Raw genomic sequence first — 14119 nt, 5'->3', positions numbered from 1 at the left:
GCTCAGCCTCCGACCGCCGGCAGGGTTTCCATGTCCCAGCGCGGCGTGACCTTCACCGACGCGTCCTCGTGTTGCCCCGCCTGCAGCCGCAGCGCACCGGCGAACGCGATCATCGCGCCGTTGTCGGTGCAGAACGCCGGCCGCGGGAAGCACACCCGGCCGCCGCGCGCCGCCGCCATCGTGTGCAGCTTCTCGCGCAGCCGCGCGTTGGCGCCGACCCCGCCGGCGACCACCAGGGTGTCGCAGCCGGCTTCGTCCAGCGCTCGCTCGCACTTGATCGCCAGGGTGTCGACCACCGCGTCCTCGAACGCGCGGGCGATGTCGGCACGGGTCGCGTCGGACCGGTCACTGTCGCGCCAGGCCAGCAGCACCTGCGTCTTGAGGCCGCTGAAACTGAAGTCGAGCCCCGGCCGGTTGGTCATCGGCCGCGGGAACCTGAACGCGCCCGCCCTGCCCTCCACGGCCAGCGCCGCCAGCTGCGGCCCGCCCGGGTACGGCAGCCCCATCAGCTTGGCGGTCTTGTCGAAGGCCTCGCCGGCAGCGTCGTCGAGCGTCTCGCCGAGCAGGCGGTAGCGGCCGATCGCGTCGACCGCGACCAGCTGGGTGTGGCCGCCCGACACCAGCAGCGCGACGAACGGCGGCGCCGGCCGGTCCTGCGGGTCGCCTTCCATCAGCGGCGCCAGCAGGTGGCCCTCCATGTGGTGCACCGCGACCGCCGGCACGTCCAGCGCCCACGCCAGCGCGCGCGCGACCCCGGCGCCGACCAGCAACGCGCCGACCAGGCCGGGGCCGGCGGTGTAGGCGACGCCGTCGAGTTCATCGACCGCCATCCCCGACTCGGCCAGGGTCTGCCGGATCAACGGCAGCAGCTTGCGTACATGGTCGCGGCTGGCCAGCTCCGGCACCACCCCGCCGTACTCGGCGTGCAGCGCGACCTGGCTGTACAGCGCATGGGCGCGCAGGCCGGCCTCCGTGTCGTACACGGCAACGCCGGTCTCGTCGCAACTGGTTTCGATACCGAGGACTTTCATGCAGTGGATATGGGCCCACCAGGACTCGAACCTGGAACCAAAGGATTATGAGTCCTCTGCTCTGACCATTGAGCTATAGGCCCGCAAGCGGGAGGCGATTGTAGCCCCGAAAACGACGAAGCCCCGCGCTGGGCGGGGCTTCGCGTGGTGCCGACGATCGCGGATCAGTCGATGTCGAGGAAGCTGCGCAGCTGCTCGGAGCGGCTCGGGTGGCGCAGCTTTCGCAGCGCCTTGGCCTCTATCTGGCGGATCCGCTCGCGGGTGACGTCGAACTGCTTGCCGACTTCCTCCAGCGTGTGGTCAGTGTTCATGTCGATGCCGAAGCGCATCCGCAGCACCTTGGCCTCGCGCGGAGTCAGCCCGGCGAGCACGTCGCGGACGGTCTCGGTCAGGTTGATGTCGGTGGTGGCGTCGACCGGGGACATCACGTTGGTGTCCTCGATGAAGTCGCCCAGGTGCGAGTCCTCGTCGTCGCCGATCGGGGTCTCCATGGAGATCGGCTCCTTGGCGATCTTCATGACCTTGCGGATCTTGTCCTCGGGCATGTCCATCTCCTTGGCCAGCTCCTCCGGCGTGGCCTCGCGGCCGTACTGCTGGAGCATCTGGCGGGAGATGCGGTTGAGCTTGTTGATCGTCTCGATCATGTGCACCGGGATGCGGATGGTGCGCGCCTGGTCGGCGATCGAGCGGGTGATGGCCTGGCGGATCCACCACGTCGCATAGGTCGAGAACTTGAAGCCGCGGCGATGCTCGAACTTGTCCACGGCCTTCATCAGGCCGATGTTGCCTTCCTGGATCAGGTCGAGGAACTGCAGGCCGCGGTTGGTGTACTTCTTGGCGATGGAGATCACCAGGCGCAGGTTGGCCTCGACCATCTCGCGCTTGGCCTTGCGTGCCTTGGCCTCGCCGTAGGCCATGGTGCGGCTGATCTCGCGCAGGTCCGACAGCGACAGGCGCATCGCCTGCTCGAGCGCGAGGGTCGCCTCCTGCTCGGCGATGATCTGGTCCTTGACGTCACGCAGGCCGGACGCCCACTTCTGCTTGCGCTTGAGCAGCTCGTCGACCCACTCCAGGTTGGTCTGGTTGCCGTCCCAGGAGCGGATGAAGTCCTTGCGCGGCATCTTGGCGACGCGGGTCGCCAGCTCGAGGATGCGGCGCTCGTGAAGCTTGATCTGCCCCACGGTGTCGCGCATGTTGCGCACCAGCACGTCGGTCAGCGGCAGCGGCAGCTTGAAGGTGACGAAGATCTCGGCCATGTCCTCGCGCAGCTTGACCACCGACTTGTGCGCCGGGCCGTGCTTGGCGTAGGCCTTCTCGAACTTGGCGTACAGCGCGCTCAGCGCCTCGAAGCGGACCTCGACCTCGGCCGGGTCGGGGCCGGTCGGGCCCTCGTCGGCGGCGCCGCCCTCGTCCTCGTCGTCATCGCCGTCCTCGTCGCCCTCGGCCTCGGCGTCGGCCTCCTCGGCCTTGTCCTCGGTCTCGGCGGTCACCGGCGAGGCGGCGACGGTCGGGTCCTCGAGCTGGTCGAGGAAGCCCACCAGCAGTTCGGCCAGGCGCTTCTTGCCGGCCTTGTGCAGCTCGTAGTCCTGCAGCACCAGGTCGATCGTGCCCGGGAACAGCGCCAGCGAGGCCTGGACCTGGTTCAGGCCCTCCTCGATGCGCTTGGCGATGGCGATCTCGCCCTCGCGGGTCAGCAGCTCGACCGTGCCCATCTCGCGCATGTACATGCGCACCGGGTCGGTGGTGCGGCCACCCTCGGCGTCGAGGCCGGTCAGCGCGGCGGCGGCTTCCTCGGCGGCGGTGTCGTCGACGTCGCGGCCGCTGCCGCTCTCGCCGGCCAGCAGCAGGGTCTCGGCGTCCGGCGCAACTTCGTGCACCTGGATGCCCATGCCGTTGATCATGCCGATGATGTCTTCGATCTGCTCCGGGTCGACGATGTCGTCGGGGAGGTGATCGTTGACCTCGGCATAGGTCAGGTAGCCCTGCTCAAGGCCCTTGCTGATCAGCTGCTTGATGTCGGACTGGGGGGCCTGACGTTCGTTGGCCATACGGCTGCGCCACCACGTTATTGGGGGGAAAGGAACCTTCTATTATACCAGCGGCCCCGCCCCCCTGCCTGAAACAGGCTCGGAGGGCTCAGGCGCGCAGCAGGAAGGTCACCGGGCCGTCGTTGACCAGGCTGATCACCATGTGGGCGCCGAAGCGGCCGGTTTCCACCCCTCCAACGTGTTTTTGCCGGCATGTTCGCAGCAACTGGTTGAACACCGGTTCAGCCTCGGCCGGCGCCGCGGCGGTGCTGAAGCCCGGCCGCATGCCGCTGGCGGTGTCGGCGGCGAGGGTGAACTGGCTGACCAGCAGCAGGCCGCCGCCGGTGTCGGCCAGGCCGAGGTTCATGCGCCCGCCGGCGTCGGCGAACACCCGGTAGCCGAGCAGGCGCTGGGCCATCCGCGCGACCTGGGCCTCGCCGTCGCCGGGCTCGATGCCGACCAGCGCCAGCAGGCCGGGGCCGATCGCACCGACGGTGTCGCCGTCGATGCGGACGCTGGCTTCGGTGACGCGCTGGATCAGGGCGAGCATCGGTGGCTCCTGGCGGGACGCCCGGCAGCCTAGTCGGCGTGGGCGGCCGATGCCAGCGCCGCAGCGGACGCGACGCGACGCGATGGCCGGACCGCGCCGCCGACCGCCCGACCGCACGCGTGCCATCGCTACACTGCCGCGATGACCCGCTTCGCCGCCTTCCTGCTGTACCTGCTCGCCGCACTCGTCGCCCGCCTGCCGTGGCGCTGGCTGGCCGGGCTGTCGCGCCGGCTGGCGGACCTGGCGATCGGGCGCGCCAGCCGCGAGTCGCGGATCGCCCTTCGCAACCTGGAACTGGTGCAACCCGACGCGCCGGCCGTGCAGCACGGGCTGCTGCGGCGCGAGGTGATGCACAGCACCGTGCTGCAGGTGTTCGAAACCCTGCGGCTGTGGACCCGCCCGCACGCCGACAACCTCGCGCTGATCCGCGAGGCGCACGGGGTCGAGCACCTCGATGCCGCGCTCGCCGCCGGCCGCGGGGTGATCGTCGCGGCGCCGCACTTCGGCAACTGGGAGCTGCTGAACCAGTGGCTGGCCTCGCGCACGCCGCTGGCGATCCTCTACGCGCCGCCGGAGTCCGCGGTCGGCGAGGCCTTCCTCAACCGGGTCCGCGCCGACGACGACGCGGGGCGCATCACCCAGGTCCGTGCCGACGGCGCCGGGGTGCGGCAGCTGTTCAAGCGGCTGGCGGCCGGTGGCGTGGTCGGCATCCTGCCCGACCAGCAGCCCAAGCGCGGCGACGGCGAGTTCGCGCCGTTCTTCGGCATCGAGGCGCTGACCATGACCCTGCTCGGCCGACTCGCCGCGCGCAGTGGCGCGACCGTGCTGATGGCCTGGTGCGAACGGATCGACGGCGACGGCGACCGCCCGGCATTCGCGCTGCACGTCGAACCGGCGCCGGCGGCGGTGTCCGACCCGGACCCGAAAGCCAGCGCCACCGCGCTCAACGCCGCGGTCGAGCGCATTGCCCGGCGCGACCCGGCGCAGTACCAGTGGACCTACAAGCGGTTCTCGTTGCGCCCGCCCGACAGCGGCGAGCAGAACCCGTACTGGCCGGACTGCTACTGAGCGTCCACCGCACTGCCCGGCCGCGCGGCGAGGCAGTACCCTCGGCAGCGGAGCCCCGGCACCGGGGCACGGGGAACCACATGCACGCGATGCCACCCGCCGGCGAGGCGGAGACACCGACCAACGAGCCGTCGTGGCAGCCACTGCCGCCACGGTCGCGGCCGTTGTTCCTGCTCGGCGCGGTCATCCCGCTGGCGATCGCCGGCGCGGTCGCCGGCAGCATGCTCGGGCTGGTGTCGGGCGCCGTGCTGGATCTCGCCCGCGGCACCACGGTGATCGCCGGCGTCGCCGTGCTCGCCACCGCCGGCGCGCTGTTCGGCCTGTGGCTCGGGGCCAAGCAGTACCTCCATACCGCGTGGCGGCTCGACGCGCAGGGGCTGGCGCTGCGCCGCGGCCGGCTGTGGCAGCGCGAGACGCGGGTGCCGGCCAGCCGCGTGCAGCACCTCGACATCAAGCGCGGCCCGCTGCAGCGCGGGCGCGAGCTGTCGACCCTGGTCGTGCACACCGCCGGCACCCGCCACAGTTCGGTGACCGTGCCCAACCTCGACGCCGCCGACGCCGAGCGCCTGCGCGACCGCCTCGGCCGCGCGCTCGACCACGACGATGACTGAGCCCGCGGCCGCCGCGCCCGCACCCGGCGGCACCGGCGCGCCGCAGGTCGAACCCGAGCGCCGGCTGCACCCGATGTCGTGGCTGTTCGTGCTGGTCGCCCAGCTCAGGCAGTTCATCGTGCCGCTGCTGGCGCTGCTGGTGTTCGGCCAGGGCGACCGCAACGAGTTGTGGCCGCTGATCGGCGTCGGCGTGCTCGCGCTGGTGTCGCTGTGGCAGTACTTCACCTACCGCTACGGCGTCGCCGACGACGCGCTGGTGGTGCGCAGCGGCCTGCTCGAGCGCAGCGTGCGGGTGATCCCGTTTGCCCGGATCCACAACGTCGCGCTGCAGCAATCGGTGCTGCACCGGCTGTTCGACGTGGCCGAGGTGCGGCTGGAGTCGGCCGGCGGCAAGAAGCCCGAGGCCGAGATGCGGGTGCTGCGACTGGACGACGCGCTCGCGCTGGAGGCACTGGTGCGACGACGCGGGCGCGCGGCGGCGGCAATGCCGGCCGGCACCGATGCCGCGACCGCGCTGCTGGAGCTGCCGACCGCCGAGGTGTTGCGGCTCGGGCTGGTGTCCAACCGCGGCCTGATCCTGGTCGGCGCGGCGTTCGCCGGCGTCTCGCAGTTCAACCGCGACCTGATCCCGCAGCTGTTCGAACGCTGGGGCGGCGCGCTGTTCGGCTGGGCCGGCGAGCACGGCTTCGGGCCGACCCAGTATCTGCTGGCCGGCGCCAGCCTGGTGCTGCTGGCGGTGCTGCTGTTGCGGCTGCTGTCGGTGGTGCTGGCGCTGCTGCAGTACCACGGCTTCCGGCTGAGCGAGCACGGCCGCCGGCTCACCGTCGAGCGCGGGCTGGCGGCGCGTTGGCGCACCAGCGCCTCGCGCCGGCGTATCCAGGCCTGGACCCTGCGCGAGGGGCTGATGCACCGCTGGCTGGGGCGCCGCTCGCTGGAAGTCGACACCGCCGTCGCCGAGGAGCAGAACCAGCAGCGCGCGCTGCGCGAGGTCGCGCCGATCGCCACGCCCGCGCGCTGCCGGGCGCTGATCGACCACCTGCTGCCGCGCGCCCGCTGGGACGCGCTGGAATGGCGGCCGGTGCCGCCACGCAGCTGGTGGCGGCGCTGGCTGCCGTCGATCCCGCTGACCGCACTGGCGGCCGCGGTGCTGGCGTGGCACTTCGGTGGCGTCGGCCTGCTGGCGCTGGCATGGCTGCCTTGGTCGGCCTTCGTCGCCCGCCGCCACGCCGCGCGCGCGGCCTGGGCGCTGGGGCCGGAGCTGGTGGCGGTACGCGAGGGCTGGCTGGCCCGGCACTGGCGCTTCGCCGAGCTCGACAAACTGCAGGCGCTGCACCTGGTGCGCTCGCCGCTGGACCGCCGCTGCGGCACCGCGACACTGTGGCTCGACACCGCCGGCGCCTCGCCGATGGCGCCGCCGCTGCGGCTGCGGTTCCTGCCGTTGGCCGAGGTCGAGGTGCTGTACGCGCGGCTGTCGCGCGAGGTGGCCCGGCGGCCGCTGCGCTGGTGACGCGGCGCCGGCTCAGCGGCCGCGCAGGCGGTCCAGCCCGGCGCGGTAGAACGCCTCGATCTGCGCCAGCTTCGATTCGATCCGGAACGCGTCCATCGGGTAGTCGACCCGCCGCTGGCCGCCACCGACCAGACGTTGCAGCGCCCGTGCCAGCGCGTCGGCGTCGTCGACCGGCACCAGCGGTGCCTGCAGTTGCGGCGACAGGTGGCGCGCGCCCTCGCTGGCGGTGGCGACGATCGGCAGGCCGGCCTGCATCGCCTCCAGCAGCACCAGCCCGAACGGCTCGCGCCGGGCGGCGCTGACGAAACCGTCGAACGCGGCGAGCCAGTCCTGCGGGCGCTCGGCAAAACCGGGCATCAGCACGTCGTCGCCGGCACGCTTGCGCAGCGCCTCCCACGCGCTGCCCTGGCCGACGATCGCCAGCCGCGTACCGGGCAGGCGTGCGCGCTCGAACGCGTCGACCAGCACGTCCAGCCCCTTGCCCGGCTCGGCCCGGCCCAGCGCGCCGACCAGGAAGGTGCCGTCGTCGATGCCGTGCCCGGCGCGCAGCCGCGCGCGCGCATCGGCCGACGGCTCGCGCGGCAGGGTCCAGTTGTCGATCTGCACCGTGCGCGCGCGCAGGTCCGGCGGGATGTCGGCCAGCTGCCACGGCGCGATCGCGATCAGGCCGTCCAGCGGCGCGTGCTGGCGCGGCTTGTAGGCGATGTGCAGGGTCGCCACGCGCAGGCAGCCCAGACCTTCCACGCCGTGCAGCGCGCGGCAGCCGCCACTCAGGTGGGCGTGGGCGACGTCCGGCCGCAGCCGCCGCAGCAAGCGCCGCGCGCGCCACGACGCCGCCAGGTCGCCGACCACTTCGACCTTCACCTTCGGATGCACCCGGTGCGCGATCGCGTCCGGGCGGTCGGCGGCGCCGGCGCGGCGCAGCACCAGGGTGACGTCGTGGCTGGCCGCCTGCGCGGCGGCCAGCTCCAGCGCGTGGCGCTCGCTGCCGGCGAAGCGGCTGGTCAACAACAGGTGGACGATGCGCATCAGGCCGGCCCCCAGTAGCGCAACCGCCGGCGCAGCTTGAGCTTGCGCCACGGGTCCAGCGGGCGGCGCTTCAGCGCGGACGTGCCGCCCTCGGCGAGGAAGCGGTCCACCGCCTCCAGGGTGCGCTCGCTCGACCGGCCGTCACGGTAGGGATGGATGCACTCGCCGAACTGGCGGATCGCCGCCATCAACTCCGGCGGACGCGACAGCGCGCGCTCGATCGCCGGCTCGAACTGCGCCGGGTCGTCGATGTCGATCAGCTGCGGCCCCGGCCGGCGATTGCGGAAGGTCACCACCGGCTTGCCGGTCAGCAGGAACTCACTGAGCGCCGAGGAGGTATCCGAGCACATCATGTCGACCTGGCCGAACAGGTCGAGGATGTTGTCGTCGTCGGCGAAGCGCAGGTGCTCGTTCTCCAGCGCGCGGTACATCGCGACGACCTCGGGGTCGGTTTTCGGGTGCAGGGTGACGATCCAGCGCCAGCGCCCGTCGCGCGACAGCCGCTTGACCTCGTCGTGCAGGGTGCGCGCGGCGCTCCACGACGGCGAGAAGGTCGAGTGGTACAGGATCACCGGCGTATCGCGCACCGGCGGCACCTGTTCCGGCAGGCCGGCGAGGAACGGATCGAGCTTGGGCCAGCCGGTCTCGATCACACGGAAGAAGCGGTGGCGTTCGGCCAGCGCCTGGAACGCGGCGGTGTCCTGCGGGCCGGTGGTGCAGTACAGGTCGAAGAACGGGCGGATGTAGATGTGCCGCGGCTTGCCGGCGTCGAACCCGTGGAAGGTCTGCACCTTCACCCCCGGGAAGAAGTGCGGCAGCGCGTTGCTGGAGGTGAAGATCGCGGTGGGATTCCACGCGCGTACCTGCTCCACCGTCACCAGCCGCTGCTCGTCTGCGGTGAGCTCGTCCGGCCCCTCGTCTTCGCGGCCGTCGAAGAACCACGCGACCTCGTCACCACGTGCGCGCGCGGCCGCCTGCAGCGGCCGGAGGATGCCCAGCGCGTAGCGTACCGAGCCGTACAGCAGATAGCGCTTCGGATCAGCCGTGGCGCCGGCGCCACGACGGCCGGTCATCGATCCAACCCGTGGCGCAGCAGCACATCGCGCGCGCTTTCGATCGACCCGGGGTTCCGGTGCATCTCGTAGTAGCGCAACCGCTTGTAGATCGCATAACTCGCGGCCACGTGGGCGACGATGAAGCCACGCCAGCCATCCAGGATCGCCAGGCGCAACAGCCAGTCCTTCAGAAAGGCGGCCAGATAGACCAGCGGCGCCATCCATATCCGCGGCGCACGCCCGCGCGCGTGCCAGTCGCGGCATTTCAACTCGGCGTAACGCAGTACCTTGAGCTGCTTGTGCGGCAGCGTCGGGTTATGGAGGTGATGGAAGGGCGCTTCGAACATTTCCGCCGCACCCTCGAAACGCAGCGACTCGTGTACCCGTGCGTCGGTCCAACGCGCACGTCCACGGTGGTAAAGGCGCTCCACCTTCTCGCCCACCATCGGTCGGTACCAGCGCATCGGGGCGCCCATGTACCAGGTGCTGCGGCGGAGAATTCCGACCGCGGCTCCGCTCTGGAGCATCGACGGCAACCTGGTTTCCAGTTCGGCCACCAGCGCCGGTTCGAGGAATTCGTCCGCATCCAGCACCAGTATCCAGTCGTGGGATGCCTGGGTACTGGCGAAGTTGCGTTGAGCACCGAACCCCAGCCAGTCCTGGTGGACCACGCGCGCTCCGTGGGCCTGGGCCACCGCCACGGTGTCATCGTCGCTGCCGCTGTCGACGACGAGCTTTTCGGACGCGAATGGCACGCTGTCCAGGCAGCGCGCGATGTTATTTGCCTCGTTGTGGGTGATAACCACAAGGCTGATGGGAAGATGTGACATGGCGGGATAGTAATCCGTCGCGCACTCCCGGATGGAGATCGCGCACTCCGAAACACCACCAGGCCGGGCCCGAACCGTTATCCGGCCTTGCGCAGGCGCGCGTAGAAGAAGCCGTCCATGCCGGCTTCGCCCGGCAGCCGCTGGCGGCCGGCGCCGCTGGCATGGCCGAAGCGCTCGTCCAGCGGCTCTGCGCGTGCATCGGCGGTGCGGGCGAGGAAGGCGTCGACCTGCGCGGCATTCTCGGCGGCGAGGATCGAGCAGGTCGCGTAGAGCAGCACGCCGCCGGGTGCGAGCGTGCGCCACAGGCTGTCGAGCAGGCCGGCCTGGGTGGCGGCCAGCTGCTCGAGGTCGGAGGCGCGGCGGTGCAGCAGGATGTCGGGCTGGCGACGGATGATGCCGGTCGCCGAGCACGGCGCGTCGAGCAGGATCGCGTCGAACGCGGTGCCATCCCACCATGCGTCGAGGTCGCAGCCGTCGGCGGCGTGCAGGGTCGCGCCGCCAAGGTGCAGGCGGTCCAGCGTGGCGGCGACCTGGCGCAGGCGGGCGGGGTCGATATCCAACGCGGTCAGCCGCAGCGACGGGTCGCGTTCGAGCAGGTGCGCGGCCTTGCCGCCGGGGGCGCTGCAGGCGTCGAGCACGCGCGCGCCGGCGGGTGCGGCGATCGCGTCGGCCACGAGCTGGGCGGCGCCGTCCTGCACCGACACCAGCCCGTCGGCAAAGCCCGGCAGGGTCGCGACCGGCACCGCGCTGGCCAGCCGCAGCGCATCGGGCAGGCCGTCGACGGCTTCGGGCTCCAGCCCGGCCTCGCGCAGGCGCGCGGCGTAGTCGTCGCGGCCGATCCGGCGGGTGTTGACCCGCAGCCACAGCGGTGGCGGCTGCTCGCTGGCGGCGAGGATCTCCGCTTCGCGTCCGGGCCAGTCGGCGGCGATCCGCTGCCGCAGCCACTGCGGCCACTGCGCGTGCGGCTCCGCAGCCGGCAGGCCCTCGCGCAGGGCGCGGCGCAGCAGCGCGTTGACCATGCCGGCCTGGTGCTGGCGGCCGAGCGCGCGCGCGGCCTCGACGGTCGCCGCGACCGCCGCGTGCGGCGGCAGACCGAGCGGGTCGAGCTGGGCGAAGCCGGCCATCAGCAGCGCGCGCAGTTCGCGGTCGCGCCGGGCCAGCGGCCGCGGCAGCCACGCCGCCAGCGCGGCGTCGTAACGGGCCGGCTGGCGCAGCACGGCAAGGCAGATCGCCTCGACCAGCGCGCGGTCGCGCGGATCGGGCAATGTTGGCAGCGCGGTCGCCAGTTCACCCTTGAGCGAGCGGCCGTTGTGCAGCACCGCATCGAGTACGCGCGCGGCGGTGGCCCGCGTCAGGGTGCCGGGGACCGGCTTCATGCGGTGCCGGCGGCGAGCAGCTCGCGCCGGCCGTTGAGGTAGTCGGCGGCGGCGACCGGCTTGCCGCCCTCGCGCTGCAGCGTCCGCACCCGCAGCGCGCCTTCGCCGCAGGCGATGTCGATGCCGTCGCGGCCGGCCAGCAGCACCGTGCCCGGCGCGCGCCCGTGGGCCAGCGGCAGCGCGGTGGCGGCATGGATGCGCACCCGCTCGCCGGCCAGCGGCGCCTCGGCCACCGGCCATGGATTGAATGCACGCACGGTGTCGGCCAGTTCGACCGCGGGCCGCGACCAGTCCAGCCGGGCCTCGGCCTTGTCGAGCTTGTGGGCGTAGGTGACGCCTTCGGCCGGCTGCGGCCGCGCCACCGGCAACAGGGTCGCGCGCAACAGGCCGAGGCCGTCGGCGAGCACCTGCGCGCCGAGTTCGGCAAGGCGGTCGTGCAGCTGGCCGCCGGTCTCCTCCGGCCCGATCGGGGTCGCCTGCGACAGCAGCACCGGGCCGGTGTCGAGGCCCTTTTCCATCCGCATCAGGCACACGCCGGTTTCGGCATCGCCGGCTTGGATCGCGCGCTGGATCGGGGCCGCGCCACGCCAGCGCGGCAGCAGCGAGGCGTGCACGTTCCAGCAGCCGTGCTCGGGGATGTCGAGCACCGCCTGCGGCAGGATCAGGCCGTAAGCGACCACCACCATCAGGTCGGGTTTCAGCGCCGCCAGCGCGTCGCGCGAGACCTGCGACCTGAAGTTCTCCGGCTGCAGCACTTCGATGCCCCGTGCCAGCGCCTCGCGCTTGACCGGCGACGGGGTGAGGCCGCGGCCGCGGCCGGCGGGGCGGTCGGGCTGGGTGTAGACGGCGACGATCTCCGCCTTGTTGGCGGCGGCGCGCAGGCAGGGGACGGCGAACTCGGGGGTGCCGGCAAAGACGATTCTCATGGCGCGCAATGCTACGCGAGGCAGCGCCCCGCGGCCGCGTTAGAGGTTGTCAGGCGGCGTTGCGGCGGGCCTTGGCGAGCTTCTTGCGCACCATCTCGCGCTTGAGCGGCGACAGGTAGTCGACGAACAGCTTGCCCAGCAGGTGGTCCATTTCGTGCTGCACGCAGACCGCCAGCAGGCCGTCGGCGCGCATCTCGAACGGCTGGCCATCGCGGCCGAGCGCCTTCACCGTGATCTCGTTGGCCCGGGTCACGTCGGCGAAGATCCCCGGCACCGACAGGCAACCCTCCTGGTAGACCTGCTCGCCGGCCCGCCCGGTGATTTCCGGGTTGATGAACACCAGCGGCTGGTTCTTCTCCTCGCTGATGTCGATCACCATGAAGCGCAGGTGCACGTCGACCTGGCTGGCCGCCAGGCCGATGCCGGGGGCGTCGTACATGGTCTCGAACATGTCGTCGAGCAGGCGCTGGAATTCCGGCGTCGCCACCCGGGCCGGGTCGACCGCCTCGGCGACGGTGCGCAGGCGCGGATCGGGGAATTCGAGGATCGGGAGCAGGGCCATGGCGGTCGAAATGGGGGCGTGGGTCACAACCACAAGCAGACAGGGGATTGTAACGCGGCAATCGGGGCCCGGACCCTTGCAATGGCGCGGTTCATCTGGGCTATAGTGCCGACGGCCCCCGTCAGATACTGACGCGCGGGCGCACCTGCAAGGGGAATCAGGTACACCGCCATGTTGAAACCGATCCGCGCGGCACTGACCGCCGCGATGCTGACCGTTGCCACCTTCGCGCTGGCCGCCGAGATCCGCGGCGACCATCCCGACACCTACGTGGTGAAGAAGGGCGACACCCTGTGGGACATCGCCGGCCGCTTCCTCGAGAAGCCCTGGCTGTGGCCGGAGATCTGGCAGGCCAACCCGCAGGTGCAGAACCCGCACCTTATCTATCCGGGCGACGTGCTGTCGCTGGCCTACCTCGACCGCGTGACCCTCGAGGAGGGTCCGCGCGAGCTGGAGCCGGTGACCGGCGTGCCGCTGGCGGAGATCGAGCCGTTCCTGAAGAACCTGCGCGTGGTGGATGCCTTCGAGCACCTGCCGCACGTGGTCGCGCTGGAGGAAGGCCGGATCCGCGGCAGCCTCGGTCAGGTCGCCTACGTCGAGGGCCTCGAAGGCGCCCAGCCCGGCCAGCGCTACCAGGTGGTGCGCCCGATCCAGCGTTACACCCGGCTGGACCGCACCGCCTGCTGCGACATCTTCCACAAGGACGACCTCGACTTCCGCGGCAAGCGCACGGTCGACTTCCAGCAGTTCTGGACCAACGCCACCGTGTCGGACAACGGCCACGAGCTGCTCGGCTTCGAGCTGATGCAGCAGAACGTCGGCACGGTGACCCGCGGCGAGGTCGGCGGCATCGAGGCCACCACCCTGCTGCTGGACGACAGCGGCCGCGAGGTACGGGTCGGCGACCGCCTGATCCCGGTCGAGGCGCAGCCGTACGACCTGCAGTTCTTCCCGCACCCGCCGAAGCAGCAGTTCGAGTACGGCCGTGCCCGCGTGCTGGCGGTGTCGGACATGCTGACCACCGGTGGCAATCGCGACGTGGTCGCGCTGTCGGTCGGTGCCCGCGACGGCGTCGACAACGGCACCGTGTTCTCCAGCTGGTCGGTCGGCGAGTCGGTGGTCGACCGGGTCGAGAACGGCCCGTGGGACCGCAGCGAGGACACCTTCGGCCGCTCCAGCAAGGTGCGCCTGCCGGACGAGTTCGCCGGCCACATGATGGTGTTCCGCACCTTCGACAAGGTCAGCTACGCGCTGGTGATGGACACCGTCCGCCCGGTCCGGGTCGGCCACGAGCTGAAGCACCCCGACGCGCCGTACTGACAGCCGGGGTTTTCCTACAGCGATACGCGATGGCGCCCGAGGGCGCCGTCGTCGTTTGTGGCCGATGCTGGGCGGATGCACCCTTCCGACCTGTTCCCGCCGCCGCCCGGCGCTGCCGCTGCGCCTTCCACCACTTGCACACCGCCCGCACCGTCCGACCCGGCCACCGACACCGCCGACGACCTCGACGCCCTGCTGCGGCTGGTCGCCTGCGGCGGTCCCGCCGA

13 protein-coding genes and 1 tRNA gene are annotated in these 14119 nt (G+C 71.8%); 4 read left to right on the top strand and 10 right to left on the bottom strand.

Annotated elements, in window-relative coordinates; all coding sequences use genetic code 11:
- Positions 1-2 precede the first annotated feature (2 nt).
- From tsaD to dtd, 4 genes are all read right to left on the bottom strand, one after another.
- Positions 3-1031 (bottom strand): tRNA (adenosine(37)-N6)-threonylcarbamoyltransferase complex transferase subunit TsaD, encoded by a 1029-nt coding sequence (tsaD, locus tag N799_RS10885; RefSeq protein WP_036212251.1) that lies wholly within the window; start codon positions 1029-1031, stop codon positions 3-5.
- Between the two features lie 10 nt (positions 1032-1041).
- Positions 1042-1114 (bottom strand) — tRNA-Ile (locus N799_RS10880).
- Between the two features lie 81 nt (positions 1115-1195).
- Entirely contained in the window at positions 1196-3079 is a 1884-nt protein-coding gene (gene rpoD, locus N799_RS10875; protein WP_036212249.1) for an RNA polymerase sigma factor RpoD, read from the bottom strand.
- An 88-nt stretch (positions 3080-3167) separates the two neighbouring features.
- The gene (gene dtd / locus N799_RS10870; RefSeq protein ID WP_036212247.1) at positions 3168-3608 is read right to left on the bottom strand and encodes a D-aminoacyl-tRNA deacylase; all 441 of its coding nucleotides are present in this window, start codon (positions 3606-3608) and stop codon (positions 3168-3170) included.
- A gap of 141 nt (positions 3609-3749) precedes the next feature.
- On the opposite strand from dtd, the gene N799_RS10865 reads away from it, so the two are divergent.
- The 3 genes from N799_RS10865 (at position 3750) to N799_RS10855 (ending at position 6794) form a co-directional block, all read left to right on the top strand.
- A complete protein-coding gene (locus N799_RS10865) occupies positions 3750-4676 on the top strand; it encodes a lauroyl acyltransferase (RefSeq protein ID WP_036212245.1) in 927 nt (308 codons plus the stop codon).
- Between the two features lie 80 nt (positions 4677-4756).
- A complete protein-coding gene (locus tag N799_RS10860) occupies positions 4757-5287 on the top strand; it encodes a PH domain-containing protein (protein WP_036212243.1) in 531 nt (176 codons plus the stop codon).
- Positions 5288-5360: 73 nt separating this feature from the next.
- Positions 5361-6794 (top strand): PH domain-containing protein, encoded by a 1434-nt coding sequence (locus tag N799_RS10855; RefSeq protein ID WP_052101488.1) that lies wholly within the window; start codon positions 5361-5363, stop codon positions 6792-6794.
- Positions 6795-6806: 12 nt separating this feature from the next.
- Here N799_RS10855 and N799_RS10850 read toward each other — a convergent pair whose 3' ends face one another.
- The 6 genes from N799_RS10850 to def all read right to left on the bottom strand — a co-directional run bounded on the left by N799_RS10850 (position 6807) and on the right by def (position 12572).
- The gene (locus N799_RS10850) at positions 6807-7823 is read right to left on the bottom strand and encodes a glycosyltransferase (protein ID WP_052101484.1); all 1017 of its coding nucleotides are present in this window, start codon (positions 7821-7823) and stop codon (positions 6807-6809) included.
- Positions 7823-8896, bottom strand: a complete 1074-nt coding sequence (locus tag N799_RS10845) for a CDP-glycerol glycerophosphotransferase family protein (protein WP_052101483.1) — start codon at positions 8894-8896, stop codon at positions 7823-7825. The genes N799_RS10850 and N799_RS10845 overlap by 1 nt, the downstream gene beginning before the upstream one ends.
- On the bottom strand, positions 8893-9708 hold the full coding sequence (locus tag N799_RS10840) for a glycosyltransferase family 2 protein (RefSeq protein ID WP_036212241.1): 816 nt from the start codon (positions 9706-9708) through the stop codon (positions 8893-8895). Before N799_RS10840 ends, N799_RS10845 begins: the two co-directional genes overlap by 4 nt.
- A 77-nt stretch (positions 9709-9785) precedes the next feature.
- A complete protein-coding gene (gene rsmB, locus N799_RS10835; protein ID WP_036212239.1) occupies positions 9786-11084 on the bottom strand; it encodes a 16S rRNA (cytosine(967)-C(5))-methyltransferase RsmB in 1299 nt (432 codons plus the stop codon).
- Complete coding sequence (fmt, locus tag N799_RS10830) at positions 11081-12010, bottom strand: methionyl-tRNA formyltransferase (RefSeq protein ID WP_036212237.1); 930 nt, start codon at positions 12008-12010, stop codon at positions 11081-11083. The genes rsmB and fmt overlap by 4 nt, the downstream gene beginning before the upstream one ends.
- Positions 12011-12059: 49 nt before the next feature.
- Positions 12060-12572 (bottom strand): peptide deformylase, encoded by a 513-nt coding sequence (def, locus tag N799_RS10825; RefSeq protein ID WP_036212235.1) that lies wholly within the window; start codon positions 12570-12572, stop codon positions 12060-12062.
- Positions 12573-12743: 171 nt separating this feature from the next.
- Here def and N799_RS10820 point away from each other — a divergent pair, with 171 nt between their 5' ends.
- Positions 12744-13892: a LysM peptidoglycan-binding domain-containing protein gene (locus N799_RS10820; protein WP_036212232.1), complete on the top strand. Its 1149-nt coding sequence runs from the start codon at positions 12744-12746 to the stop codon at positions 13890-13892.
- Positions 13893-14119 lie beyond the last annotated feature (227 nt).

Source organism: Lysobacter arseniciresistens ZS79 (assembly GCF_000768335.1).
In the GTDB taxonomy this organism is placed as follows: Bacteria; Pseudomonadota; Gammaproteobacteria; order Xanthomonadales; family Xanthomonadaceae; genus Novilysobacter; species Novilysobacter arseniciresistens.
Note: the sequence above shows the minus strand (reverse complement) of the source record. Positions and strands in the feature narration are given on the sequence as shown.

Excerpts from the sequence above, each read along its gene's own strand:
- rpoD (WP_036212249.1), bottom strand. The coding sequence starts at position 3,079 with ATGGCCAACGAACGTCAGGCCCCCCAGTCCGACATCAAGCAGCTGATC.
- N799_RS10845 (WP_052101483.1), bottom strand. The coding sequence starts at position 8,896 with ATGACCGGCCGTCGTGGCGCCGGCGCCACGGCTGATCCGAAGCGCTAT.
- dtd (WP_036212247.1), bottom strand. The coding sequence starts at position 3,608 with ATGCTCGCCCTGATCCAGCGCGTCACCGAAGCCAGCGTCCGCATCGAC.
- rsmB (WP_036212239.1), bottom strand. The coding sequence starts at position 11,084 with ATGAAGCCGGTCCCCGGCACCCTGACGCGGGCCACCGCCGCGCGCGTA.
- N799_RS10820 (WP_036212232.1), top strand. The coding sequence starts at position 12,744 with ATGTTGAAACCGATCCGCGCGGCACTGACCGCCGCGATGCTGACCGTT.
- def (WP_036212235.1), bottom strand. The coding sequence starts at position 12,572 with ATGGCCCTGCTCCCGATCCTCGAATTCCCCGATCCGCGCCTGCGCACC.
- N799_RS10865 (WP_036212245.1), top strand. The coding sequence starts at position 3,750 with ATGACCCGCTTCGCCGCCTTCCTGCTGTACCTGCTCGCCGCACTCGTC.
- N799_RS10840 (WP_036212241.1), bottom strand. The coding sequence starts at position 9,708 with ATGTCACATCTTCCCATCAGCCTTGTGGTTATCACCCACAACGAGGCA.
- tsaD (WP_036212251.1), bottom strand. The coding sequence starts at position 1,031 with ATGAAAGTCCTCGGTATCGAAACCAGTTGCGACGAGACCGGCGTTGCC.
- N799_RS10850 (WP_052101484.1), bottom strand. The coding sequence starts at position 7,823 with ATGCGCATCGTCCACCTGTTGTTGACCAGCCGCTTCGCCGGCAGCGAG.
- N799_RS10860 (WP_036212243.1), top strand. The coding sequence starts at position 4,757 with ATGCACGCGATGCCACCCGCCGGCGAGGCGGAGACACCGACCAACGAG.
- fmt (WP_036212237.1), bottom strand. The coding sequence starts at position 12,010 with ATGAGAATCGTCTTTGCCGGCACCCCCGAGTTCGCCGTCCCCTGCCTG.
- N799_RS10855 (WP_052101488.1), top strand. The coding sequence starts at position 5,361 with ATGTCGTGGCTGTTCGTGCTGGTCGCCCAGCTCAGGCAGTTCATCGTG.